Source organism: Ruegeria aquimaris, from assembly GCF_025751555.1.
GTDB classification, from domain to species: Bacteria; Pseudomonadota; Alphaproteobacteria; order Rhodobacterales; family Rhodobacteraceae; genus Ruegeria_B; species Ruegeria_B aquimaris.
This window is the reverse complement of the sequence record NZ_JAOWLB010000014.1, coordinates 53,205-78,543: the sequence shown is the minus strand read 5'-3', so window position 1 is coordinate 78,543 and position 25,339 is coordinate 53,205. Positions and strand designations below refer to the sequence as shown.

Genomic DNA, 25,339 nt, shown 5'->3' with positions numbered 1-25,339 from the left:
TTACCTATTCAGCCCAATGTATTGTTATTCCGTCCAGAACCGCCGCAATTGGCGCCTCCTCGGGCGGCATCGAAATGGCGCGTTCCAGCGCCGCGCGCTTGGCCTCGCCATAGATGATCAGATGTTTCGACAAGGCCCCGTCCAGCACCGGCCCGGTCAGCGTGATCCGCGCCTCCGGCTGGGTCTGGGGCCGCGCAACCGCCAAGGCGGGCGCATCGCCATCCAGCGCCGCCTCCAACCCCGGCATGCCCGGAAACAGCGAGGCAGTGTGCATATCGGCCCCCATGCCCAGCACCAGGACCGAGATCGGCAGGTTCGGCACCAGCGTCGCCTCGATCTCGGCCAGGCAATCCTCGGGCTCGGCCCCCTCAAGGTACAATGGCAGGAACCGCGCCGCGCTGGCGCGGTTCACCAGCAGCCGCTCGGTGATCAGCCGCGCGTTCGACCGCATGTCCGTCTGCGGCACGCAGCGTTCATCGGTCGGCAGCACGATCACCCGGTGCCACTCCACATCCGCCGCGCAGAGGCTGTCGAATACCGGCCCGGGCGTGGTGCCGCCCGGCACCGCCATCGTCACCGTCTCGTGGGTCAGCAGCGCCGCCTCCAGCTCACCGGCCAGGTGATTGGCAAGGTCGATGGCCAGCATCTCGCGATCAGGATAGTCGAGTATGTTCATGGATTTATCCCCTGCCAGCGGCGACCGTCACGTTTCATCAGCAGCTCGGCGTCGCCCGGCCCGGTGCTGCCACACTCATAGGGTTTGGGCACATCGCCCCGCGCCTGCCACCCGGCGATGATCGGATCGGTCCAGGCCCAGGCCGCCTCGACCTCGTCACCGCGCATGAACAGGGTCTGATTGCCCCGGATCACATCCATGATCAAGCGTTCATAGGCATCGGGCGGGTTCTGGTTCTCGGGCCCCAGCGCCTTGGCAAAGCTCATGTCCAGCGGCACATCGACCAGCCGCATGCCGCCCGGCCCCGGCTCCTTGATCGTCACCTTCAGCGTGATGCCCTCGTTCGGCTGCAACCGGATCGACAGCACATTGGCATGCCGCCCCGCCTCCTCGCCAAAGATCGAATGCGGCGCGTCCTTGAACATCACGTTGATGACCGAGGACCGCGCCACCAGCCGCTTGCCGGTGCGCAGGTAGAAGGGCGTGCCCGCCCACCGCCAGTTGCTGATATGCGCCCGCAGCGCCACATAGGTTTCCGTCGTCGTCCGCGGATCGCCCACCTCGGCGCGATAACCACAACCCTCACCATCGGCATATTGCCCGCGCACGATATGGTGCGGTTTGACCGCGTCCAGCGCCCGGATCACCTTCAGCTTTTCGTCGCGTACCGCATCGGGGTCAAACTTCGCCGGCGGCTCCATCGCGATCAGGCACAAGAGCTGCATCAGGTGGTTCTGCATCATGTCCCGCATCGCGCCTGCATGATCGTAATAGGCGCCCCGCGCCCCCACACCCACGCTTTCGGCCACGGTGATCTGGATATGATCCACATACTGGCTGTTCCACAGCGGTTCGAACAGCATGTTGCCGAACCGCACCGCCATCAGGTTCTGCACCGTCTCCTTGCCCAGGTAATGGTCGATGCGATAGGTCTGGTCCTCGCGGAAATGCGCCGCCAGCACCCGGTTCAGCGCCCGCGCACTCTCCAGATCGTGGCCAAAGGGTTTCTCGACCACGATCCGCGCGCCGGGCGTCACCAGCCCATGCGCGTGCAAGCGTTCCGCCAATGCCCCGAACAGGTCGGGGCTGACCGAGAAGTAAAACGCCCGCACACCCTGCCCCATCCCGACGGCCAGCGCGTCCCAGCCCTCGGGTCGGGTGGCATCCAGCGCCCGGTACTCCAGCCGCCGCAGAAACCCTTCCATCTGGCAGGGGTCCGCATTCTCCCCGCGCAGGCTCTCGGCGATCAGCGCCCGGTAGGACTCGCTGTCATGTTCATGACGCGCAACGCCGACGATCCGCGCCGCGTCGGGGATCTGCCCCGCGACACAGCGCCGGAACAGCGCAGGCATAATCTTGCGCCGGGCAAGATCGCCCGTGCCGCCAAAAACCACCAGGTCGAACGGGTCGACAGGAATGACGCGCGATACCATGGCCCGTCCTTACCGCCCCGCCGCCGTCCTGTCCACTGTTAGCGCAAACATAACTTTCCTCTCGCCGTATCACAAACCCGTCAAAGTTATTGTGCCGACTTTATCTTTTCCCACAGCTTGGGCTAGATGCAAAACGGTACCGCAAGCAGGCAGGCAAGATGAAAGATCAGGCGCACCAGTCCGCCAACATAGGCAAGTTTCAGGACAGATTCGTGACAGCCAGGGGCGAGACCCGCGCCAGCGTGGCTCTGACGCATCCGGAAACCCTGTGGTTCAACACCGGCACGCTCTGCAATATCGAATGCGCCAACTGCTATATCCTGTCCAGCCCGACGAACGACGCGCTGGTCTATATCACCGCCGACGAAGTGCGCGCATATCTTGACCAGATCACCGAACGGGGCTGGCCGGTGCGCGAGATCGGCTTTACCGGCGGCGAGCCATTCATGAATTCCCAGATCCTCGACATGGCCCGCGCCGCTCTGGAGCGCGGCTACGAGGTGCTGATCCTCACCAATGCCATGCGCCCGATGATGCGCAGAAAGATGCGCGAGGGCGTGCGCGCGCTTGCCGCCGAATATGGCAATCGGCTCACCCTGCGGGTTTCGGTCGATCATCACACCGCCGCCCGGCACGATGCCGAACGCGGCGCGGGCAGTTTCGAACGCAGCTTGCAAGGCATGCGTTTCCTGCGCGATGCCGGGGTCCGGATGACCGTCGCGGGCCGCGCCGTCTGGCACGAAAGCGAGGCCGAAGCGCGCGACGGTTATGCTGCGCTCTACCGCGAGAACAACTTCAATATCGACGCGCAAGATCCAGGCCAGACAGTGCTTTTCCCAGAGATGGACGAAACCGTCGAGGTCCCGGAAATCACCACCGCCTGCTGGGATATTCTGGGCAAGCATCCTGATCAGGTGATGTGCGCCAGCTCGCGCATGGTGGTCAAGCGCAAGGGCGCCGCGCGCCCGGTGGTGCTGGCCTGCACCCTCTTGCCCTATGCGCCCGAGTTCGAGATGGGCGAAACACTGGAACAGGCCGAGGCGGACGTGCATCTCAACCACCCCCATTGCGCCAAGTTCTGCGTGTTGGGCGGTGCCAGCTGCTCGGCCTGATCAGCGCACGATTTCTGCGCGAAGATGTGGTACACTGCGCACGCATGCCGCGCATTATCGGCATGTGACCGCAGCATTTCGCGGTCATCCTGTTGTTTTAAGGGTGATTTTCATGGACCATGCAGTCTTTTATGCCAATATCCGCCGCTCGATTTTCGGCGGCAGCCTGTCGCAAAGCGCGGTGGACAATATCAACGCAGTTCTCGCCTTCTGGGATCAGGCCCATGCCGCCAATCCCAGGAACCAGCTGGCCTATGTCCTGGCCACCGTCCGCGCCGAGGTGGGGTTGAAGATGGCCCCGGTGCGCGAGACCTTCGCCAATTCCGATGCCCAGGCGCGCGCACGGCTGGCGCATAAACCCTATGCCCAATCGGTGCCGCCGCATGGCCATGCCTATTACGGGCGCGGCTATGTTCAGCTGACCTGGCACCGCAATTATGAACGGCAAGAGGAGAAACTCGGCGTACCGTTGGTGGCCGAGCCCGACCTCGCGCTCAGGGCCGAGGTCGCGATCCGGGTTCTGGTCGGCGGCATGATGGCGGGTGACTTCAATGGTCACGGCCACGGCCTGCCGCATTACGTCAACGCGACCCATCAGGATTTTGTCAACGCCCGGCGCACCGTCAACGTACTCGACCGCGCGCACGAGATCGCCGTCTACGCCACCCGCTTTCTCGACGCGCTGGAACGCGCGGACGCAGCAATGGAAACCGAGGGCCAGACGCTGGAAGACGACCAGTCCCCGATGCTCCCGTCACCCGAACATCTGGCCGCGCAATACGAGCTGATCGAACGCGACCGGCACTGACCACACCCGCCGGAATGGCGCCCGGATACGGCCCGTCCGGGTGCCATTTTTGTTGTACAAAACGGTCAATTTCCGCTCTGACCCCGGTACAAATCGGTCAATTCAATGTAACAGGAACTCTCCCACCACGTTGCGCCATTCGCCCGGCGAGATCATCTTGCGATGGGTAAACCGCACCGAATGCAGCGGCCCGTCTATCTCGCGCTGCCAGAACTCGATGAAACCGAACAGTTTCGGATGGTCCGGCGCAAGGTCGTAATCCTGCCAGACAAAGGTATTCAGCACATGGATATGGTCCGGCATGTGATAGAAGAATTCCGCCGTCGTCAGCCCATACCCCTTCAGCATCAGCTCGGTTTCTGTTGTGCCCATTTTGAACCTCCAGTTGCCCCCGGTTCATTCAGAATGCCTGATTCCAGTAAAAAATCCATAAAAACAGTATGTTGGCACTTTGTCTCTGTGGCTGCCAGGCTAATTTCGCTCCATGCATTGCACCTTATGTACGGGGTCTGTTATGATGCGCCCACAACATATAGAACCTGCACACAGAACGGGCAGCCTACGTGAGCGATACGCCAGAAACCCCTGAAAACGAAGACGAAACACCGCGCTCGCGCAGCGCCTATGCGGGGCCGACCGTCTCCATCGAATCCGAGATGCGCACCTCGTATCTCGACTATGCGATGTCGGTCATCGTCAGCCGTGCCATTCCCGATCTGCGCGACGGGCTGAAACCGGTGCACCGGCGCATCCTCTATGCGATGCATGAGACCGGCAACACGCACGACAAATCCTATCGCAAATCGGCCCGTCCCGTCGGCGACGTCATGGGTAAGTACCACCCCCATGGCGACAGCGCGATCTACGACGCCCTCGTCCGCATGGCCCAGGATTTCTCGATGTCCCTGCCGCTTCTGGACGGACAGGGCAACTTCGGCTCGATGGACGGCGACAACCCCGCCGCGATGCGCTACACCGAGGTGCGGATGGACAAGCCGGCGGCCTTCATGCTGGCGGATATCGAGAAAGAAACCGTTGATTTTCAAGACAATTACGACGGCAAGGATCGTGAGCCCACGGTTCTTCCGGCGCGGTTTCCGAACATGCTGGTCAATGGCGCGGGTGGTATCGCCGTTGGCATGGCGACCAATATCCCGCCCCATAACCTGGGCGAGGTGGTCGACGCCACACTGGCGCTGATCGACGACCCGGACCTGACCAGCGAACAGCTGATCGACTATGTGCCCGGCCCCGATTTCCCCACCGGCGGCGTCATGCTGGGCCGCTCGGGCGCGCGCAAGGCCTATCTGGAGGGGCGCGGCAGCGTCATCATCCGCGCCAAGACCCGCGTCGAGGAACTGCGCAAGGACCGCTATGCCATCATCGTCGACGAGATCCCCTATCAGGTGAACAAGGCCGCGATGATCGAAAAGATCGCCGAGGCGGTGCGCGAGAAACGCATCGAAGGCGTCGCACATGTGCAGGATGAAAGCGACCGCAACGGCGTGCGCGTGGTGGTCGAGCTGAAGCGCGACGCCACGCCCGAGGTGGTGCTGAACCAGCTCTATCGGTTCTCGCCCATGCAGACCTCGTTTGGCTGCAACATGCTGGCGCTGAACGGCGGTCGCCCAGAGCAGCTGACGCTGAGGCGTTTTCTTACCAGTTTCATAGACTTCCGCGAAGAAGTTGTCGCACGACGCACCGCCTATGACCTGCGCAAGGCGCGCGAGCGCAGCCATGTCTTGTGCGGTCTTGCGGTGGCTGTGTCCAATGTGGACGAGGTGGTCGCGACCATTCGCGCCTCGGCCGATGCGGCGGACGCGCGTGAGAAACTGATGACCCGCCGCTGGCCCGCCGCCGAGATCGCCGGGTATCTGCGGCTTATCGACGACCCGCTGTCGCGGATGAACGAAGACGGCACCTATAACCTGACCGAGGTGCAGGCCCGCGCCATCCTTGACCTGCGCTTGCAGCGCCTGACCCAGCTGGGCGTCAAGGAAGTCACCGACGAGCTGGAGGTTCTGGCCGGTAAGATCAAGGAATACCTTGAGATTCTCGGTTCGCGCGAACGCATCATGGGCATCATCGCCGATGAGTTGCGCGAGGTGAAAGACGCTTTTGCCGTGCCCCGCCGTACCGAGATCGTCGACTGGGCCGGTGATCTGGACGACGAGGACCTGATCGAGCGCGAGGATATGGTGGTGACCGTGACTTCGGGCGGCTATATCAAGCGCACCCCGCTGGCCGATTTCCGCGCGCAGAAACGCGGCGGCAAGGGGCTGAGCGGCATGCAGACCAAGGAAGAGGACGTGGTCACCACCCTCTTTGTGGCCAATACGCATACCCAGCTTCTGTTCTTTACCACCGACGGCATGGTCTACAAGCTCAAGACCTGGCGCCTGCCGCAGTCGGGGCGCACCGGCAAGGGCAAGGCCATCGTCAACATCCTGCCGATCCCAAGTGGTGTTTCGATTGCCGCGATCATGCCGGTGGATGTGGACGAGGAACATTGGGACGATCTGCAAATCTTCTTCGCCACAAGTGCTGGAGATGTGCGCCGTAACGCCTTGAGCGATTTCACGAATGTGAAAAGGAACGGCAAGATCGCCATGAAACTGCCCGAGGGCGTGGAACTGGTGAATGCGCGCATCTGTTCCGAGGATGACGATGTCATGCTGGTGACCGATGCGGGGCGCGCCATCCGCTTCCCGACCACCGAGGTGCGTGTGTTCAAGGGCCGCGACTCCACCGGGGTGCGCGGTGTGCGCCTGCTGAACGGCGACAAGGTGGTGTCGATGTCTGTGATCCGTCATTTCGACGCCGAGCCTTGGGAGCGCGCCGAATTCATCAAGCGGTTCCGCACCATTCTGGGCGCCGAGATGGAGGATGACGCCGCAGACGCGGACGAGGATGCCGTCGAAGGCGCCGGCGTCCTGACCGACGAGCGGTATCAGGAGATGCTGGATGCGCAGGACCTGATCCTGACCATCACGGTCACCGGCCTGGGCAAGCTGTCGTCCTCGCATGACTATCCGGTGCGTGGGCGCGGTGGCCAGGGGGTCAAGGCAATCTCGGCAGGCCCGCGTGGCGGCACGCTGGCGGCCTCCTTCCCGGTCCTGATGGATGACCAGATCATGCTGGCCACCTCGGGCGGCCAGTCGATCCGGGTTCCGGTTGACGGAATCTCGTTTCGCTCTCGCAGTGCAGGCGGCGTGCGTGTCTTCAACACGGCACCGGGCGAAGAAGTGGTCAGCGTCGCCCGTATCGCCGAACAGAATGACGAAGAAGAGGACGGCGCGGAGTAATATGCTCCAAAAGCCGGAAAAAGGCGCGGGAGACCGCGCCTTTTCTTTTGCCTTTAACCTGTTGGCAATCGCTGTCGCGTCAATCTGGCCCGAACGGTCACAGGGGACGGTCCGGCCATGAACCTTTATCACTGCGCGATAGATCTGAAACACGAGGCAAAGGCGCTGGCCTTTGCCGCCGCCGTCGATCACTGGATGGGGTATCTGAGGGCGCGCGGCGTGATCCGCTCTTGGCGGCTTTTACGGCGCAAGCTGAACCTGGCCGCCGACAGCTGCCGCGATTTCCTGCTGGAGATCGAGTTTGACGACATGACCCAGCTGGACCGCGCGTTTCGGGTGCTGGGCGAGCATGACGAAGAGGTCGAGCGGCTTTACGGCGCTGTCAGTGCCCTGATTGCGCGGTCGGAATTCGGCCTCTACCGCCCCTTCCCCGATCCCGAGCGGGCCGAGCGCATGGCGCTGCTTTAGAAAAGCATCGCCCAAAGGACATAAAGCGCCATGAAGATAACGATCAGGGATCCGATCGTATAGAATGTTGCCCGGACGTCATGGGTCTGCTTTGTGGCATAAGCCAGTGCATGGGCCGCCCGTGCGGCGACGAAACCGTACATCAGGCATTGGGCCAGCCAAAGCGGCGGCGAAACCATGACCATAAGAAACCCCGCCATCCAGAATCCCGGAATGTTTTCCAGATCGTTCCGGTGCATCCGCCGGGACCGGTCGACATAATCGTCGGTATCGAGTTGTTGCGGACGCGGATTGGGGTTCAGCGGCGTCTTGCGCAGGTCTTCGGGGCTGACAAATCCGCCATCCACCCGCATCATACGATAAACGGTCATCCAACCCTGCCCCATGAGCTTGAGCACCAAAAGCGCCGAGGCGATGGTATAGGTCACGAAGACCGGGTTGTTCAGATTGAGTTCGTCCATGGGCGTGTCCCTCCGATCGGAACAGCGTAACACGAAACGACGCGGCCACCGTTGTCCCGGCGGCCGCCCGATGATTTGTTGGGTCAAAGCCCGTAGAGCGCGCCGAACTTCGCTTCGAGATAGTCGAGCAGTGGCTCGGGGCCCGGTTCCATTCCGCTCGCCCGTGCGATCACTTCGCGCGGCTCGTACAAACCACCATGGCGCTGAACATTTTCCGCCAGCCAGCCGGTGGCACCCGAGGTATCGCCCAGGGCCAGTTGATCCTCCAGATCCGGCACCGCGTGCCGCAGCGCCTGGTAGAGGCAGCCGGCATAGACATTGCCCAGGCTGTAGGTCGGGAAATAACCGAACAGCCCCTCGGACCAGTGCACATCCTGAAGGCACCCGTTCGACGGCTTGTCGACCGGATAGCCGAAATCGGCCTCGAAACGGTCGTTCCAGGCGGCTTCCAGATCGCAAACCGCCAGATCGCCCGATATCAGCGCGTGTTCCAGTTCGAACCGCAGCATGACATGCAGGTTGTACTGCACCTCGTCCGCCTCGGTCCGGATGTACCCCCGATGCACGGTGTTTACGGTGGCATAAAACGCGTCCGGCCCCTCGACGCCGAAATCGCCAAAGGCTTCGCGCATCTGGCCATACATCCAGCCGGTAAAGGCACGGCTGCGACCCAACTGGTTCTCGTAGATCCGGCTCTGGCTTTCGTGCACCCCCATCGAGACGCCCCGCCCCAGCGGGGTCAGCAGGAAATCCCGGCTGATATTCTGCTCATAAGCGGCGTGACCGACCTCGTGAATCGTTGAATAGAAGCAGTTGAACGGGTCCAGCGGGTTGGTACGCGTTGTGATGCGAACGTCCATACCCGACCCCGAGCTGAACGGATGCACCGCCTTGTCCACGCGCCCGTGATGCATGTCATAGCCAAAGGCGCGCGCCAGTTGGCGGCTCAGCTTCATTTGCCGGGTCTCGTCGAAACTGCCGTCCAGCGCCTTTGGGGCCGGGCGTTCCAGGACCGCCGCGCGCAAGGCCACCAATCGCGGCCGCATCGCGTCGAAAATCGCCGCGATCTGCGCGCCGGTGGTTGCGCGCTCGTAATCCTCGACCAGGGCGTCATAGGGATCGCCGTCGTCGGCCAGCGCCTGCGCCTCTTGCCGACGCAGCGCAACGACCTCCTCCAGCACCGGCAGAAAGGCCGCCACATCCTCGTCGGCGCGGGCCTGCGCCCAGATGCCATGCGCGCGCGTGGTGGTTCGGGCAAGCGCCCGGGCCAGATCGGCAGGCACCTTGGTCGCCCGGTCATAGGCGCGCCGGATCTCGCGCAGCTGTGCCGCACCGATGGGATCGGGCGCCTCTGCCGCCGCCAGCCATTCGGCCACCCGCGGGTCGCAGCGGCGGGCATGCAGGATCGCGGCCATGGCCGCCTTCTCCTCACCCCGTTGCGGCGCCGCGCCTTTCGGCATCATGGTTTCCTGATCCCAGCCAAGTCGCCCGGCTACCTGTCCCAGGGCCGAGGTTTCACGTTGAAAGGTCATCAGATCGTCAAATGCGGTCATGACTCTGGTCATCCCCTGACAGAGGTTGCAATCGGATAGGCACAGAGGAACCGCGCCCGCAGGATCAGGACAAACACCGCAACCGCCATAAGCTGGTGCACGATGGCGATATGCAGCGGTGCAGCATACAGCACCGTCACGATCCCCAGCACCACTTGCAACAACAGCGCGGCAAAGGCCGCGTTAAAGGCAAACCGCGTCTGCGCATGGGCGCTGCGGCGCCCCCGGAGCCAGGCCATGATGCCATAGGCCAACAGAAGGTAACCCACCATCCGGTGAATGAACTGCACAAGTCCCGGGCTTTCGAACAAGTTGCGCCAAAGCGGCGTCAGCTCGGTGGCATCCGGCGGAAAGAATTGCCCCGCCATCAGCGGCCAGTCGACAAAGTTCCGCCCCGCGTCGATGCCCGCCACCAGCGCGCCGATCAGGATTTGCAGAAACGCAAAATGCATCCAGCCGGTGGCCTGGCCAAACAACCTTGTTTCCTTGGCACGGCGGGCCTGCATCAGATCGCGCTCGCTGCGCCCCAGGGCCATCATGTACCAGGCCAATAGCCCCAGGATCACAAAGGCCAGCCCCAGATGTGTCGCCAACCTGTAAGAGGCGACGGATGTCATCTCCGCTCCCTTTGTGACGCCGGAACTGACCATCCACCAGCCGATCGCCCCCTGAATCCCGCCCAAGACCCCCGGCAGCAAAAGGCGCCCGTGCCATCCGGCCGGAATTTTCCGCGCAATCAGGAAACCGGCATATCCCAGCGCCCAGACCAGCCCGATCACGCGGCCCAGTTGACGGTGCCCCCATTCCCACCAATAGATCGACTTGAAGTCGCCCAGCTCCATCCACTGGTTTTGCAGGCGCCATTGGTCGATCTGCTTGTACTTGTCGAATTCCGCCTGCCATTCGGCCTCGGACATCGGGGGCAGCGCCCCGGTGACAGGCCGCCACTCGGTGATCGACAGGCCGCTGTCGGTCAGCCGGGTCAGCCCGCCCACCACGATCATCGCCACCACCAGCGCGAAGAGGACCATCAGCCAGGCGCGGATGGCGCCCCGCGCCCCGCCCCGGCCCCGGTCGATCATGCCCGGCTGCGCCACCGCCTTGCGGGTGTCGCCGGATACCTCTTCAAAGATGCTGCGCTTGCCGCTCATGCCATCCTCATTATGTCGTCTTGCCGCCTGCAAGCTAGGGTGCCCGCGCGGCAAGGTCCAGCGCCCGGCTCAGCCCCGGTCCTTCCAGCGGACCATCTGCCGCATGATCCCGTGCAGCATCTGCACGTCGGCGCGGGTCATGCTCATGCGGCTCCAGAGGTTGCGCAGGTTCTGTTTCATGCCTTCGGCCTTGGTTTCCGGGAAAAAGAAACCGGCCTCGGTCAGCCGTTCCTCGTAGTGTTCCGCGAGTTTTTCGATCTCAAGCCCCGTCGCCCAGTCACCCTTCGGCCCGGGATCGTCCGACAGGTGCACCACATCGCCGGTCTGACGCATCCACTCATAGGCCACGAGCAGTACGCATTGCCCAAGGTTGAGAGAGGCATATTCCGGATTCACCGGCACCGTGATGATCGCATTGGCCCGCGCGATATCCTCGTTTTCCAGGCCCGCGCGCTCGGGCCCGAACAGCACGGCCACCTTTTCCCCGGCTGCCACCTTCTCAGCGGCAAGCTGCATCGCGCGCTCGGGGCTGAACACCGGTTTCGTCATCTCACGCGGCCGTGCGGTGGTGGCAAAGACGTAGGTTCTATCGGCCAGCGCCCCCGGCAGGTCGCCGAACAGCTGCGCCTCGTCCAACAGCCGCCCGGCCCCCGAAGACATCGCCACCGCCCGGCTGTTGGGCCAGCCATCGCGCGGCTCCACGATCCGCATCCGGTCCAGCCCGAAATTCCACATCGCCCGCGCGGCCGCGCCGATATTCTCGCCCATCTGGGGCCGCACCAGCACGATCTCGGGTTGGGCCTTCTCGCTTGGCATGTCATCCCTCCAAAACTCCGCCCCGCTCTATCGTCCGTGGCCGACCTGGGCAAGACCGCAGGCCCCGCCTCTTCATTCCGCCAAAAATACTCATGTCCGCGACAACCGCGCCACGCCCCCTTTCCCGATATTCCCATTCCGCGTCCGATCGGCTAAACCGGCCAAAACTCAGACCAGAGGCACCGCCATGGACACCCCCGAGCAGCCGCAGCTTTACCTGATTACCCCGCCGAGCCTCGATCTCGACAGTTTCCCCGACCTGCTTGCGCGCGTCCTCGACAGCGCAGAAATAGCCTGTATCCGGCTGGCGCTCGCCTCCCGCGACGAGGACATGATCGGCCGCGCAGCAGATGCCTGCCGCGAGGTGGCCCATGCCCGTGACGTGGCGCTGGTGATCTCGGATCATGTTCTGATCGCACAGCGCTTTGGCCTCGATGGCGTGCATCTGTCGGACGCGGCCCGTTCGGTCCGTGCCGCCCGCAAGGAACTTGGCCCCGACGCCATCGTCGGCAGTTTTTGCGGGGCCTCACGGCACGACGGCATATCAGCAGGCGAGGCGGGCGCGGATTACGTCGCCTTTGGCCCGGTCGGCGCGCATGCACTGGGCGACGGCACGATTGCCGAACAGGACCTGTTCCAGTGGTGGTCCGAAATGATCGAAGTCCCGGTGGTCGCCGAAGGTGGGCTGACGGCCGATCTGGTGGCATCGCTCGCACCGCGCACAGATTTCTTTGGCATCGGAGAAGAGATCTGGTCGGCCGAAGACCCGGTTTTAGCCCTCGCCGCACTCACATCGGCACTGCGCTAAGCCAGAAAAGCGCGCTCCACAAACCAGTATCCACCCACAAGCGCGATCACGATCGAGGCCGGAATGGCGATCCGGCCCCGATACCAGGGCTTTTTCCGGAACCATACCCCCACGGCGAGGAATGCCAACGCAATCACGGTGAGTTGGCCCAGTTCGACGCCGACATTGAACCCCAAGAGTGCGGGCAGGAACTGCCCGGTCGGCAGCCCGAACTCTCCGAGAACGGCCGCAAAGCCAAGCCCATGCAGCAAGCCGAAACAGAAAACGATGATCGGCCGCCAGGGGTGCAGTTTGCGCACGAACACGTTCTCCAGAGCTACGAAGGTGATCGAGGCCGCGATCAGCGGCTCGACAATCGCGGGATCGACCCTCACCACGCCGGAAGTCCCCAGAGCAAGCGTGACCGTATGGGCCAGAGTAAACGCGCTGATCTGCCAGACCAGTGGACCCAGGCGCGAGGACAGAAAGTAGAGACCAAGCACAAACAGGATGTGATCCAGCCCTTTGGGAAGGATGTGATCGAAGCCCACCGGAATATAGGAGACGAAGGTTTCCATCGGACCCAGCGCCGCACCGCCCTTGAGCGGAATGGGTGGGCTGGTTTCGCCGCCCCTGAGATAGCCGGTATAGGGCTCTTCGACCCCCTGTTGCCGCAGCACCAGCCCCCCTGCTCCAACAGGCCAGGTCACAGTCACGCTGCCGGCACGTTCAGGCAACTGACCCGCCAGCAGGATCACCGAGGCGCGGGGCAGCTCGGGGTTGCCAACCACCGGGATGCGGGCGCCTTCGTAGCTGAGCGCCAAAGGCGCGCCCGCTTCGATCTTCACGCTTTCAAGCCAGCCCAGGGCAAACTGACGTACCAGCGGCTCCAGCCGTGACGCATCCATGCCGCGCAACTGGTCATAGCGCTCGGACGCATCGGAATCGTTGGTATCGACCAGGTCGTCCAGGTCGATTTCGGCCACAAACGCCTCTACATTCATGCGCAATTCAAGGAAAACCTGCCCGTTTTCCTGGCGCAGATCGCCAACGGTGGGCGTCACTTCGTGGGATGCCGCAGAGCTTACCCAAACGCTTGACAGCACGAGCAGATGGATCAGCTTCATATACAGTCTTACAAAGGTCCGGCCCATGTTTCGCGCAATCGCTCCGTTGTTCGCATTCATTGTCACCGCCTGCCCCGGCGTCGCTCATGAGTTTTGGATTGAACCATATGAATATCAAGTGGAAAACAGCAAAGGCCTGGTTGCGGACCTGCTCGTCGGTCAGACCTTCGAGGGCTCGCCGCAAGTGTTCTTCCCGGATCGCGCCACGCGCTCGGAGCTGATTCAGGACGGCAAGGTCGTGCCGTATGAGGGGCGCATGGGGGATGTTCCCGCCATTCAGTTGACCACGTCCCAGGACGGGCTGCTTGTACTGGTACATGAAACGCGGGCAACGACGCTCAAGTACAAGGCCTGGGACGATTTCGCCGCCTTTGCCGAACACAAGGATTTCCCCGATATCGAGGCGCGACATGCCGAGCGGGGTTTGCCGCGCCAGGACTTCTTTGAAAGCTACACCCGCCATGTCAAAGCGCTGATCGGGGTCGGCAATGCACGAGGCGCCGACCGGGAAACCGGAATGGAGACCGAGTTTCTGGCGCTGACCAACCCCTATACCGACGACCTGTCACAGGGAATGCGGGTACGACTCCTCTACCAAGGGAATGTCAGGAATGATGCACAGGTCGAAGTTTTCGACCGGGCGCCGGACAAGACGGTATCGGTTTCGCTTTACCGCACGGATGCGGTCGGCGAGGCCCTCATTCCGGTTCAGCCGGGCCATGCCTATCTGTTCGACGCGGTGGTTCTGCGCCCCGCACCCGCAGGCGGGCGGCCGGTCTGGCACAGCCTGTGGGCCGCTTTGACCTTTGCCGTGCCGGATCAGTGACCCCGGATTGGCTCTTGTGATCGACGTGCACTTTTTGCACCCTGCCCATGGTTTCGAACCACGCATTGGACACAGGTCATCGCGGACTGGAGGTTTTTCTTGCCCGACAGATTCATCATTCACCACATCCCGGTTTGTCCATTTTCTCAGCGAATAGAAATACTTCTTGCCTTGCGCGGCCAGCCCGACGCGGTCGAGTTCCGGGTGGTGGACATCACCCGCCCCCGCGACCCAGGGTTGCTGGCCAAGACCCGTGGAACAACGGCCTTGCCCGTGCTCGAAACCCCGGACGGGAAGATCATCAAGGAAAGCCTGGTCATTCTGCGCTACCTTGACGAGGTCCTGCCCGGCGCGCCACTGCGGCGGCGCGACCCCGGCGAGCATGCGACTGAATCCATGATGGTCGCCAAAGAAGATCCCTTTGTCACAGCGGGTTACCTGTTTGTCCTGAATCAGGACATCTCCAAGCGCGACGCACATCGCGACCGGTTGCTGGCGCTCTATCGCGGCCTCAACGATTTCTTGATCGAACACAATCCGCACGGCACCTGGCTGTTTGACGCGTTTGGTCTGGCCGAGGCGGTTTACACACCGATCTTCAAACGATTCTGGTTTCTGGACTATTACGAGGATTTCGAACTCCCCACCGGCCCCGATTATGACCGCGTGCGCCATTGGCGTGCTGCCTGCATGGCACATCCCGCTACCGATCAGGTCAGCGAAGAAGAGATCGTGAAACTCTATTACGATTACGCCCTTGGCGCAGGCAACGGCGCGCTGGTCGATGGGCGCAAAGTGTCCAGTTTCGTGTTCGAGCCGGATTGGCGACAACGTCCCTGGCCGCCGCGCGCGAAATATGATGGTACCGCCTCGGACGCGGCACTTGGCCTTGTTCCGGCCTGAGCTTTCGGTGCAAGACCTCGCTTGCGCTGGCCGCTACCCTGCGGCATGAGGGCGGAATGACGCAAAACTCGGATATCCTCTGCATCGGCTCGGTCCTTTGGGACGTGATCGGGCGTTCGGCCAGCCATATGCGCCAGGGTTCTGACGTGCCCGGCCGGATCACGCGTCTGCCGGGCGGCGTGGCGATGAACATCGCCATGACGCTCGCCCGCTTTGGCATGACCCCGACCCTGCTCACGGCCATCGGCCGCGATGCCGAGGGCGACGAACTGATCCGCGCCTGCGCCCAGATGGGGATGAGGACCGAGCATGTGTATCGCTCCGAGGACCTGCCAACCGACCGCTATATGGCGGTCGAAGGGGCGAACGGGTTGATCGCCGCAATCGCTGACGCCCACTCGCTTGAGGCCGCGGGCGCCAAGATCCTGCGCGCCCTGTTCAACGGGCAGTTGGGAAGCGAACAGTCGCCCTATGACGGCCCCGTGGCGCTCGATGGTAATCTGACTCTGGCGCTGCTGGACGAGATCGCGCAATCACCCGCCTTTGCCCGCGCCGATCTGAGGGTCGCACCTGCATCGCCCGGCAAGGCCGAGCGGCTCTTGCCCTTTGTCCGGCAGGGCCGCGCGACGCTTTACGTCAATCTCGAAGAGGCCGGCCTGCTCTGCCAGACCGAGTTTTCGGACTCCGCCAGCGCGGCGCAGGCCCTGCTGGCGCGTGGCGCGCAGCGGGTTCTGGTCACCGACGGTGGCCGCTCGGCCTCCGAAGGGGATGCTGAACGGGTGATCACCCAAACCCCGCCCGCCGTTCTGGTCACCCGGGTGACCGGCGCAGGCGACACCTTCATGGCGGCCCATATCGCGGCCGAGGCCAAGGGGGCCGACCGCGAGACCGCCCTTGCCCGCGCGCTGCATGCCGCCGCCACCTATGTTTCAGGAGAAACGCCGCTGTGATCGACCTGCACCTGTCCGCCGAAGTCCATGCCGCCCGGGTTGCCGGGAAACCCGTTGTGGCTTTGGAAAGCACCATCATCACGCACGGGATGCCCTATCCCCAGAACGTCGACACCGCCCGCCTCGTCGAACAGGACATTCGCGACGCGGGCGCGGTACCGGCCACGATCGCTGTGATCGAAGGGCGCTTGCATGTCGGTCTCGACCCCGAACGCCTCGCCGCCCTGGGTCAGGCCAAAGGTGTCGCCAAACTGTCGCGCGCCGATATGGCGGCCTGCATGGCGACTGGCGGAACCGGTGCAACCACGGTCGCCGCAACGATGATCGCCGCGCGCCATGCCGGGATCGAGGTCTTTGCCACCGGCGGCATCGGCGGTGTTCACAAGGGGGCCGAGACCAGCTTTGACATCTCTGCCGACCTGCACGAACTGGCCCAGACCCCGGTCACCGTTGTCGCGGCGGGCGCCAAGGCCATCCTCGATCTGCCCAAGACCTTGGAGGTCCTCGAAACCCTCGGCGTTCCAGTCATCGCATACGGGCAGGACAGCTTTCCCGCCTTCTGGTCTTCGACCTCGGACCTGCCCGCACCTTTGCGGATGGACGATGCCGCCAGCATCGCCCGCGCCCACGCCATGCGGCGGGCCTTGGGGTTGCCGGGTGGCCAACTTGTCGCAAACCCCATTCCTGCGGCCGACCAGATCGCCGCCGAGGAACTGGCCCCGATCATCGCCCGCGCCCAGGCCCAGGCCGACGCGCAGGGTGTTTCCGGCAAGGCCGTTACCCCGTTCCTGCTGCAAGCCATCTTCGAGGCGACCGAAGGCCGATCCTTGACTGCCAACATCGCGCTTGTGCGCAATAATGCGCGCCTGGCGGCGGCCATCGCCCAGGAACTCGGCGCCATCGGACGCTAGTATCCACTCCCCGGTCGCAGACCATTGCAGGCGGGGTTTGGAATGACTACCTTCCCTGCCAATACCAGCCGGGACCATCATGAACACGCCATTTGACGACACACCCACCCCCGTGAAACGCAGCCGGTTTGCCGGTCTGCGCGCCTCGTTTCTGACGGGTATCGTGGTTATCGCCCCGGTCGGGCTGACGATCTGGCTGTTCTGGTCGCTGGTCGGCTGGGTCGACAGCTTTGTCCTGCCGCTGGTGCCGCATCAGTTCCGCCCCGAACAGTATATCGGCATCAACCTGCGCGGTGTCGGCGTCATCTTCTTTATCCTGTTCACGGTAGTGGTAGGCTGGATCGCCAAGGGGATCATCGGGCGTTCACTGATCCACTATGCCGAACGCCTGGTCGACCGGATGCCGGTCGTGCGGTCGGTATATAGCGGCATCAAGCAGATATCGGAAACCGTCTTCGCCCAGACCGAGCGCAGCTTTGAACAGGCCTGCCTGATCCAGTACCCGCGCCGGGGCATCTGGGCCATCGGCTTCGTCTCCACAACCGCAAAGGGGGAAATCGCCGACAAGGCCGAAACATCGGGTCGGCTGATGAGCGTCTTTGTCCCCACGACGCCGAACCCGACCTCGGGTTTCCTGCTCTATTTCCCCGAAGAGGACGTCACCATTCTGGACATGACGGTAGAGGATGCGGCGAAACTGGTGATTTCCGCCGGGCTGGTCTATCCCAACGAAAAAGACCCCAGCCGCCCGCCTGAAAAGGACTGAGCCGACACTACCCGAACATCTCGGCCAGATCGACGGTCGAGCGCGTGCCCAGATCCAGCTTGTGTGCCTCCAGGAAACGGCCTGCGGCCTCCCTGCCCGCCTCTTTCAAACGCAACAACACTTGCGGGACAGGCACCAGCTTGGTTGCCACCGACAGGCTGTTCATCAGCGCATCATCGGCGATCATGTGCACCAGAACCCGGCTCATCCGTCCGCGCTCCAAGGTGCCATCCTCCAACAACCGCTGCACGAAACTGATCGCCCGCAACTCGCGCAACAGAGATGAGTTGAAGCTGATCTCGTTGATCCGGTTGTGGATCTGCTGCGGCGTCACCGGCAGGTCGTCACGTTCCAGCGGATTGATGTTGACGATCACCACATCGTCCGGCAGGTCGCGATTGAACAGCGGGAACAGCGCCGGATTACCGGTATAGCCGCCATCCCAATATGCCTCCTCCCGGCCCGATTTCGGATCGTGGATACGAACCGCCTGGAACAGCGTCGGCAAACAGGCAGAGGCCAGGATCGCATCCGTGGTAATCTCCGGACCTTCAAACACCCTTATCTTGCCGCTGCGCACACAGGTGGCGCACACAAAAAGTGCAGGCCCCGAACAGGCGTGGACGCAATCAAAATCGAACCCCTCCACAACCGGACGCAGTGGATTGGAGTAAAACGGCCCATAGGCATAAGGAGACACTAGCCGCGTCGCCAGATCGGCGGCAGCGAACATCGGCGAATGCTCCAGCATCCGCGCCAGATGAAACGGATCCAGTGCCCGCATCCAGGCGGTCAGGCGCGCGTCCGCCTGCGCCCCCATGCGCCGCCATAGGCCATCCAGCGCGGCGCGCGCGCCCTCGCGCCCAGCCGCCACCATACCCGCCTTGAAGGCCGCGCCGTTCAGCGCCCCTGCCGAGGTGCCGGTAATCGCGGCCACCTCCACATCCGGCTCATCCAGCAGCCGGTCCAGCACACCCCAAGTGAACGCGCCATGCGCGCCACCTCCCTGCAAGGCCAGATTGATCCGCCGCATCGAAACCGCCATCTTCATTTCGCTGAAAACACTCCGGGGGAGGCGCCCACTGGGCGACGGGGGCAGAGCCCCCTTCCCCCTTTGACCTCAAAGCGCGGTCCAGCCACCATCGACGCTGATCGTGGTCCCGGTGATCTGCGCCGCCGCATCCGAACACAGAAAGACCGCCGTGCCGCCCAACTGCTCGACGGTCGCGAATTCCTTGGACGGCTGCCGTTCCAGCATCACCTTCTTGATCACCTCTTCCCGGCCCATGCCATATTTCTCCATCGTGTCGGGGATCTGCGCCTCGACCAGCGGGGTCAGCACATAGCCCGGACAGATGGCGTTGCAGGTGATCGGTTCCTGCGCGGTTTCCAGCGCCACGGTCTTGGTCATTCCGACAATGCCATGCTTGGCCGCCACATAGGCCGCCTTGAAGGGCGAGGCGGTCAGCCCGTGGGCCGAGGCGATATTGACGATCCGGCCCCAGCCCGCCGCCCGCATCATCGGCAGGGCCACCGCCGTGGTGTGAAAGGCCGAGTTCAGGTTGATGGCGATGATCGCATCCCATTTCTCGACCGGGAACTCGTCGATCGGCGAGACATGCTGAATACCCGCGTTGTTCACCAGGATGTCGCAAGCACCTGCCTGTTCGATCAGGCCGCGGCATTCCTCGCCCTTGGACATGTCGGCCTTGATATAGCGCGCCTTGACGCCGAATTCCTCGGCCAGCGCATGCGCCAGCGCATGATCCTCGTCCCGATCTGTAAACGAGTTCAGCACGACATCCGCCCCGGCCCGCGCCAGTTCACGTGCGATGCCCAGACCGATACCCGAATTGGACCCGGTGACGATTGCGGTCTTTCCGTTCAGCGACATGTCTTGCCCTCTCTGAGAATGTCCATCGCGCGACACCCTGCCATGCTGCACCTGCAAAGAAAACGACAAAACGACTGGCCCGAGGGGAAGTGAACGGTGCCCGTGCGAGGAAAAACGATGCAGATCCGCTCAGAAAAAAACGCCCGCGCAAGGCGGGCGTTAAGTTATTGAGGCAGGTTTCATACAGGCAAGAAACCTATCGAGCAGTGACCCCTTTATAAGCAATTCCACGCTCGCATCCAAGCTAAAAGTTTGAAAAGACGTGAATCCCTCGTTAGGGTGAGCGCCAAGAAAATAAGGCCCGAGCAGGATTGTTTCGCAAGTGCGACCAGATTTTTTCCCCTCTCTCCGTCAGTTGGCGGCGGGAATCGCCCTTGTTCTGAGTGCGAATTTCGCCACGGCAGAATCACGGCACGCCATAGCTATGTATGGGGACCCGGATCTACCACCGGATTTTGTGTCTTTGCCCTATGCCAACCCGAACGCCCCGAAGGGCGGGCGGGTTGTCTTTGGCAATACCGGCGGCTTCGACAGCCTCAATCCTTTTGCGCAGAAGGGCACGGTTCCCTGGCAGATGCAGTTCTGGTCCTACGAGAGCCTGATGGGCCGCAGCTGGGACGAACCGTTCACGCTCTACGGTCTTTTGGCCGAATCGGTCGAGACGCCGCCGGACCGCTCTTGGGTGGAATTCACCCTGCGCCCCGAGGCCCGATTCTCGGATGGCAACCCGGTCACGGTCGAAGACGTGATCTGGTCCTACCAGACCTTGGGCACCGAGGGGCATCTGCGCTATCGCGGATTCTGGTCGCGCATCGCGTCGATCGAGGCAACCGGCCCGCGCAGCGTGCGGATGACCTTTGCCGACGATGACCGGGAACTGGCCATGCTGGCCGGTCTGCGCCCGATTCTGCAAAAAGCGCAGTGGGAGGGGCGCAGCCTGTCCGACGCTGGCATCCACGACATTCCCATCGGCACCGGACCTTATGTCGTCTCGGCCTACGAGCCGGGCCGCTACGTGACGTTCAGGCGAAACCCGGACTATTGGGGGCAGAACCTGGGCTTTCGGCGCGGCACGATGAACTTTGACGAGATGCGCATTGATTTCTTCGGCGACCAGTCGGTTCTGTTCGAGGCATTCAAGGCCGGTGAGATCAGCGCGATCCGGGAATTCAACGCCCAGAAATGGGACAGTGTATATGACTTTCCCGCCGTCCAGCGCGGCGATGTGATCAAGACCGAGATCGCCCATGGCAAACCCTCGGGCATGACCGGATTTGTCATCAACACCCGGCGCGTGCCGTTCGACGACTGGCGCGTGCGCGAGGCACTGCTGCAAGCGTTCAATTTCGAGTACATCAACGATACCGTCACCGGCGGCGCGATGCCCCGCATCACATCGTATTTTTCCGGAACCGATCTGGCCTTTCGCCCGGGTCCGGCCACCGGCGCGGTAGCCGATCTGCTGGCGCCCCATGCCGATGCCCTGCCACCCGGCACGCTCGAGGGTTACGCCCTGCCGGTTGGCGATGGCACCGCGCGCAATCGAAAGAACCTGCGCAAGGCCGCAACCCAGCTGGCCGATGCCGGGTTCAACGTCGAAGACGGGGTGCTGATGGGGCCGGACGGCGACCCCTTTACGTTCCGCTTCCTGATCCGGCAGGGGGACACGGACATGCAGACGGTGATCGACATCTACGCCCGGGCGCTGGAGCGCCTGGGTATCCAGGCCACGACCGAGAAAGTCGACAATGCACAATACACCGCGCGGATCGCCGATCTAGACTTCGATCTTACGCCTTTCCGCCGCGACCTGTCCCTGTCGCCCGGCAACGAACAAAGGCTCTACTGGGGCTCCGCATCCGCCAACCAGCCCGGCACGCGCAACCTCATGGGCGCCGATCTGCCCGCGATCGACGCGATGATCGACGCGATGCTGTCGGCCAGAACGCAGGAAGAGTTGACCTCCGCCGCGCGCGCGCTGGACCGTATTCTGACCGCCGGACGTTATGTGATCCCGATCTGGAGCTTCGAGGTCGGCCGGATCGCCCATATCCGGCAGCTGCGGTATCCGGAAAACCCGCCGATCTATGGCGACGGCCCGCAATATATGCCCGATGTCTGGTGGTACGAGGAGTAGTGCCCGTTTCACCGATCCCGACCGGGTGAGCCGCGCCTTCTTTCTGCGCTGCGGCATTTTGTCGGGTGCGGGATCTGCACTCCGTTCATTACTGTGCCCACCGGGGGGAGCATCTCGCGTCGATGCTCGCAAAGGAATGCTGGTTATGATGACCTGGACAGAGCTGACCCATGACTGGGCCAATGGGTTTGCTCGCGCGAAGACACGGTTTCCTGAGCTGGACGAACGGGACATGCCGTTTCTGAAACTCGACCGCGCCCGGTTCGAAGCCTATCTGGCCGACCGCCACAATCTGACGATAGAGGAAGCGCGCGAGGAGTTCGCCGACTTTCTCTATGTCGAGGGGCTGAACCGCGAATACGAGGACTGACGGCAGTCAGGACAGCGAGGTGACCCAGAGGATCATCGCATCCTCGTCACTGATCGAGATCACATTATGCCCCATCGAGGCGTCATAATAGGCGCTGTCACCCCGGCGCATCTCCACCGGCTCATAGAACTCGGTGAACAGGCGGACGACCCCGGTCAGCACATACAGAAACTCTTCGCCATCGTGACGTACCCAACCGTCGAACTCGTCCATCGACCGGGCGCGCACCCGGGCACGATAGGGCAGCATCTGCTTCTTGGTCAGCGTATCGGCCAACAGCTCGTGTTCATAGGTTGCGGTCGCATGGGCCGCGCCGTCACCGGACTTGGTCACCGCCATCCGCCCGTTGATCTGGTCTTTTTGCGGCGGCGTGAACAGCTGCGGTACAGAGATCTGCAAACCGACGGCCAGCTTTTTCAGCGCATCATATGTCGGCGACATCTGGCCGTTCTCGATCTTGCTGAGCGTCGAGCGGGCCAGCCCGGCCTTGGTCGCGGCCTGTTCCAGCGTCCAGTCGCGCGCCTTGCGCAATTCGCGCACACGCGCCCCCAGATCCAGCGGCTCGGCCTCGGTCTGGGCGCCGTTGGAACGGGCAATGCGGATCAGGGATTTTGGATCGCGGCTGGTCATGGTCCCAGTCTATAGAACCCGCGTCGCCCGCTTGCAACGGGCGGCGCGGCAGGCTAGCCAAGGCGCATGCTGTCGATCTATGACCAAGGGCCGCCGCCGCCCTGCCCCACACCGTTCAACCTAGCCGCCCACGTCCTGCGTCATGCGGAACGTCTGGCGGGCAAGATCGCGCTTTCGGTTCTCAACGAGGACCAGACCGACGACTGGAGCTATGCCCGACTGCGTCAGGCCATTCTGGGCACCGCAACCGGGCTGTTGGAGGCCGGATTGAAACCCGGTGACCTGATCCTGATGCGGCTGGGCAATACGGTCGAGTTTCCGGTGGCCTATCTCGGTGCGATCGCCGCCGGAATGGTGCCGGTTCCGACCTCGTCACAACTGACCGAACCAGAAACCGCGCGGATGATCGCCGAACTGAACCCGGCCGCCGTTCTGCGCGACTCCGGTGTCGCCTGCGCGCCGCACCCGAACCAGATCGGGACCGAGGCGCTCAATGCCATGCACAGCCTGCCGCCCGCCGCATTCGCCATGGGCGATCCCGACAGGCTGGCTTATGCGGTGTATACCTCGGGCACCTCCGGCAAACCGCGTGCGGTGGCGCATGCCCATCGGGCGATCTGGGCACGGCAGATGATGGTCGATGGCTGGTACGGCCTGACCGAGGACGACCGTCTGTGTCACGCGGGCGCGTTCAACTGGACCTATACGCTGGGCACCGGGCTGATGGACCCCTGGACCATTGGCGCAACCGCGCTGATCCCCGCGCCCGGCACCGATATCAACCGGCTGCCGGATCTCTTGGCCAGACACCGGGCCACGATCTTTGCCGCAGCCCCCGGCGTGTTCCGCAAGCTTCTGCAAGGGCGTGACCGGCTGGAGCTGCCTGCTTTGCGTCATGGCCTGTGTGCCGGTGAAAAACTCGCCCGCGCCTTGCACGAACACTGGGACCGGGCCTCGGGCACTGAGCTATACGAGGCATTCGGCATGTCCGAATGCTCGACCTTCATCTCGTCCAGCCCGGCACATCCGGCCCGTGGTGAGGCACTTGGCCAGCCCCAACCGGGACGGCGCATTGCGATCCTGGGGCCGGACGGCCCGGTACCGCAGGGCCAGCCCGGCACCATCGCGGTACATCGGGAGGATCCCGGGCTGATGCTGGGCTATCTGAACGCCCCCGAGGAAGCCGCCGCGCGCATGCAGGGCGACTGGTTCCTGACCGGAGATCAGGGCGCCATGGCCATCGACGGGCAGATCACCTATCTGGGCCGCGACGACGACATGATGAACGCGGGCGGCTACCGTGTATCCCCGGTAGAGGTCGAAGCCGTACTGGCGCGCTACCCCGGAATCGAACAGGTCGGCGCAGCCTCGGTCGAGGTCAAACCTGACACATTCGTGATCGCGGCCTTCTACTCTGGCCCCCGCGAACTGGACGAAACCGCGCTCAGGACCTATGTCGAGGGGAACCTCGCGCGTTATAAACAGCCGCGCGCCTTCGTTTACCTTCCGGCGCTGCCCACAGGCGGCAACGGCAAACTCCTGCGCCGGGCGCTGCCGGCCTATTTCAAGGGACCGTCCCGATGAGCCAGACCGTCAAGCTCGATATCCTGTCCGACCCGATCTGCCCCTGGTGCTATATCGGCAAGACTCATCTGGAAAAAGCGCTGGCGGCCATCCCGGACCATCCCTTTGTCATCGAATGGCACCCGTTCCAGCTGAACCCCGACATGCCCGAGGGGGGCATGGACCGCCGCGAATACCTGGAAACCAAGTTCGGCGGCAAGGATGGCGCGGTACGCGCCTACGCGCCGGTGGTCGAGCACGCGCAAAAAGCCGGGCTGAACATCAATTTCGAAGCGATGAGCCGCACGCCCAACACGCTTGACGCCCATCGCCTGATCCATTGGGCCGGGATCGAAGGCAAGCAGACGCAAGCGGTCGATGCCCTGTTCCGCGCCTATTTCGTCGACGGCCGCGACATCGGCAACCACGAGGTTCTGGGTGACATCGCCGACGGTATCGGCATGGACGCGGCTGTGATACAGAAACTGCTCAAGACCGACGCCGACCGCGAGGACATCGCCAAACGCGATACCCATTCGCGCGAGATGGGGGTGAACTCGGTCCCGACCTTTATCGTGGCAAACAAGCACGCTGTTCCCGGTGCGCAGCCGCCTGAGCTTTGGGAACAGGTGATCCGCGAAATCATGTCTCAGCTTGAGACTACCCCTGCATAAACCCACAGGGTTCTGTGC

General features: G+C 63.1%; 25 protein-coding genes. 14 read left to right on the top strand and 11 right to left on the bottom strand.

What is annotated here, in order from left to right:
* Positions 1–4 precede the first annotated feature (4 nt).
* Entirely contained in the window at positions 5–676 is a 672-nt protein-coding gene (pgl, locus tag OE747_RS17265; RefSeq protein WP_263829799.1) for a 6-phosphogluconolactonase, read from the bottom strand.
* Positions 673–2,109, bottom strand: a complete 1,437-nt coding sequence (zwf, locus tag OE747_RS17260; RefSeq protein ID WP_263829798.1) for a glucose-6-phosphate dehydrogenase — start codon at positions 2,107–2,109, stop codon at positions 673–675. The genes pgl and zwf overlap by 4 nt, the downstream gene beginning before the upstream one ends.
* A gap of 158 nt (positions 2,110–2,267) precedes the next feature.
* Between zwf and OE747_RS17255 the strand changes: the two genes are divergently transcribed.
* Positions 2,268–3,221 carry a radical SAM protein gene (locus OE747_RS17255; protein WP_263829797.1) on the top strand — a complete coding sequence of 318 codons (954 nt, stop codon included), beginning with the start codon at positions 2,268–2,270 and terminating at the stop codon, positions 3,219–3,221.
* 112 nt (positions 3,222–3,333) lie between these two features.
* A complete protein-coding gene (locus tag OE747_RS17250) occupies positions 3,334–4,029 on the top strand; it encodes a glycoside hydrolase family 19 protein (RefSeq protein WP_263829796.1) in 696 nt (231 codons plus the stop codon).
* A 102-nt stretch (positions 4,030–4,131) separates the two neighbouring features.
* On the opposite strand, the gene OE747_RS17245 is transcribed toward OE747_RS17250, so the two are convergent.
* On the bottom strand, positions 4,132–4,401 hold the full coding sequence (locus tag OE747_RS17245) for an usg protein (RefSeq protein WP_263829795.1): 270 nt from the start codon (positions 4,399–4,401) through the stop codon (positions 4,132–4,134).
* Positions 4,402–4,592: 191 nt separating this feature from the next.
* Here OE747_RS17245 and gyrA point away from each other — a divergent pair, with 191 nt between their 5' ends.
* Complete coding sequence (gene gyrA / locus OE747_RS17240) at positions 4,593–7,334, top strand: DNA gyrase subunit A (protein ID WP_263829794.1); 2,742 nt, start codon at positions 4,593–4,595, stop codon at positions 7,332–7,334.
* A gap of 117 nt (positions 7,335–7,451) precedes the next feature.
* Positions 7,452–7,802 (top strand): DUF6614 family protein, encoded by a 351-nt coding sequence (locus OE747_RS17235; RefSeq protein ID WP_263829793.1) that lies wholly within the window; start codon positions 7,452–7,454, stop codon positions 7,800–7,802.
* Here the strand turns inward: OE747_RS17235 and OE747_RS17230 are convergent.
* From OE747_RS17230 to OE747_RS17215, 4 genes are all read right to left on the bottom strand, one after another.
* Positions 7,799–8,263: an MAPEG family protein gene (locus tag OE747_RS17230; RefSeq protein WP_263829792.1), complete on the bottom strand. Its 465-nt coding sequence runs from the start codon at positions 8,261–8,263 to the stop codon at positions 7,799–7,801. The genes OE747_RS17235 and OE747_RS17230 overlap by 4 nt on opposite strands.
* Positions 8,264–8,346: 83 nt before the next feature.
* On the bottom strand, positions 8,347–9,816 hold the full coding sequence (locus tag OE747_RS17225) for a carboxypeptidase M32 (RefSeq protein ID WP_263829791.1): 1,470 nt from the start codon (positions 9,814–9,816) through the stop codon (positions 8,347–8,349).
* Positions 9,817–9,824: 8 nt separating this feature from the next.
* Positions 9,825–10,967 (bottom strand): heme A synthase, encoded by a 1,143-nt coding sequence (ctaA, locus tag OE747_RS17220; protein ID WP_263829790.1) that lies wholly within the window; start codon positions 10,965–10,967, stop codon positions 9,825–9,827.
* 69 nt (positions 10,968–11,036) lie between these two features.
* A complete protein-coding gene (locus OE747_RS17215) occupies positions 11,037–11,783 on the bottom strand; it encodes an RNA methyltransferase (RefSeq protein ID WP_263829789.1) in 747 nt (248 codons plus the stop codon).
* A gap of 187 nt (positions 11,784–11,970) precedes the next feature.
* Here OE747_RS17215 and OE747_RS17210 point away from each other — a divergent pair, with 187 nt between their 5' ends.
* Positions 11,971–12,591: a thiamine phosphate synthase gene (locus OE747_RS17210; protein ID WP_263829788.1), complete on the top strand. Its 621-nt coding sequence runs from the start codon at positions 11,971–11,973 to the stop codon at positions 12,589–12,591.
* On the opposite strand, the gene OE747_RS17205 is transcribed toward OE747_RS17210, so the two are convergent.
* The gene (locus OE747_RS17205; protein ID WP_263829787.1) at positions 12,588–13,757 is read right to left on the bottom strand and encodes a HupE/UreJ family protein; all 1,170 of its coding nucleotides are present in this window, start codon (positions 13,755–13,757) and stop codon (positions 12,588–12,590) included. The two genes, OE747_RS17210 and OE747_RS17205, sit on opposite strands and share 4 nt — an antisense overlap.
* Here OE747_RS17205 and OE747_RS17200 point away from each other — a divergent pair.
* The 5 genes from OE747_RS17200 (at position 13,723) to OE747_RS17180 (ending at position 18,053) form a co-directional block, all read left to right on the top strand.
* The gene (locus OE747_RS17200) at positions 13,723–14,523 is read left to right on the top strand and encodes a DUF4198 domain-containing protein (protein WP_263829786.1); all 801 of its coding nucleotides are present in this window, start codon (positions 13,723–13,725) and stop codon (positions 14,521–14,523) included. The two genes, OE747_RS17205 and OE747_RS17200, sit on opposite strands and share 35 nt — an antisense overlap.
* 99 nt (positions 14,524–14,622) lie before the next feature.
* Positions 14,623–15,426, top strand: a complete 804-nt coding sequence (locus tag OE747_RS17195) for a glutathione S-transferase family protein (protein WP_263829785.1) — start codon at positions 14,623–14,625, stop codon at positions 15,424–15,426.
* 56 nt (positions 15,427–15,482) lie between these two features.
* Positions 15,483–16,376: a PfkB family carbohydrate kinase gene (locus tag OE747_RS17190; protein WP_263829784.1), complete on the top strand. Its 894-nt coding sequence runs from the start codon at positions 15,483–15,485 to the stop codon at positions 16,374–16,376.
* Positions 16,373–17,287, top strand: a complete 915-nt coding sequence (locus OE747_RS17185) for a pseudouridine-5'-phosphate glycosidase (RefSeq protein ID WP_263829783.1) — start codon at positions 16,373–16,375, stop codon at positions 17,285–17,287. Before OE747_RS17190 ends, OE747_RS17185 begins: the two co-directional genes overlap by 4 nt.
* Positions 17,288–17,366: 79 nt before the next feature.
* Complete coding sequence (locus OE747_RS17180; protein ID WP_263829782.1) at positions 17,367–18,053, top strand: DUF502 domain-containing protein; 687 nt, start codon at positions 17,367–17,369, stop codon at positions 18,051–18,053.
* A 7-nt stretch (positions 18,054–18,060) separates the two neighbouring features.
* Here the strand turns inward: OE747_RS17180 and OE747_RS17175 are convergent, their stop codons facing one another.
* A complete protein-coding gene (locus OE747_RS17175; protein WP_263829781.1) occupies positions 18,061–19,098 on the bottom strand; it encodes a patatin-like phospholipase family protein in 1,038 nt (345 codons plus the stop codon).
* Between the two features lie 75 nt (positions 19,099–19,173).
* Positions 19,174–19,947, bottom strand: a complete 774-nt coding sequence (locus OE747_RS17170; protein WP_263829780.1) for a 3-hydroxybutyrate dehydrogenase — start codon at positions 19,945–19,947, stop codon at positions 19,174–19,176.
* Between the two features lie 322 nt (positions 19,948–20,269).
* On the opposite strand from OE747_RS17170, the gene OE747_RS17165 reads away from it, so the two are divergent.
* Together OE747_RS17165 and OE747_RS17160 are read left to right on the top strand one after the other, a co-directional pair.
* Entirely contained in the window at positions 20,270–22,084 is a 1,815-nt protein-coding gene (locus OE747_RS17165; RefSeq protein ID WP_263829779.1) for an extracellular solute-binding protein, read from the top strand.
* 145 nt (positions 22,085–22,229) lie between these two features.
* Positions 22,230–22,454, top strand: a complete 225-nt coding sequence (locus tag OE747_RS17160; RefSeq protein ID WP_263829778.1) for a hypothetical protein — start codon at positions 22,230–22,232, stop codon at positions 22,452–22,454.
* A 6-nt stretch (positions 22,455–22,460) separates the two neighbouring features.
* Here the strand turns inward: OE747_RS17160 and OE747_RS17155 are convergent, their stop codons facing one another.
* Positions 22,461–23,084: a helix-turn-helix domain-containing protein gene (locus tag OE747_RS17155; RefSeq protein ID WP_263829777.1), complete on the bottom strand. Its 624-nt coding sequence runs from the start codon at positions 23,082–23,084 to the stop codon at positions 22,461–22,463.
* A gap of 66 nt (positions 23,085–23,150) precedes the next feature.
* Here OE747_RS17155 and OE747_RS17150 point away from each other — a divergent pair, with 66 nt between their 5' ends.
* Both OE747_RS17150 and OE747_RS17145 read left to right on the top strand, forming a co-directional pair.
* Complete coding sequence (locus OE747_RS17150) at positions 23,151–24,668, top strand: class I adenylate-forming enzyme family protein (protein WP_263829776.1); 1,518 nt, start codon at positions 23,151–23,153, stop codon at positions 24,666–24,668.
* Positions 24,665–25,321 (top strand): DsbA family oxidoreductase, encoded by a 657-nt coding sequence (locus tag OE747_RS17145; protein ID WP_263829775.1) that lies wholly within the window; start codon positions 24,665–24,667, stop codon positions 25,319–25,321. Before OE747_RS17150 ends, OE747_RS17145 begins: the two co-directional genes overlap by 4 nt.
* The last annotated feature ends 18 nt before the right edge of the window (positions 25,322–25,339 follow it).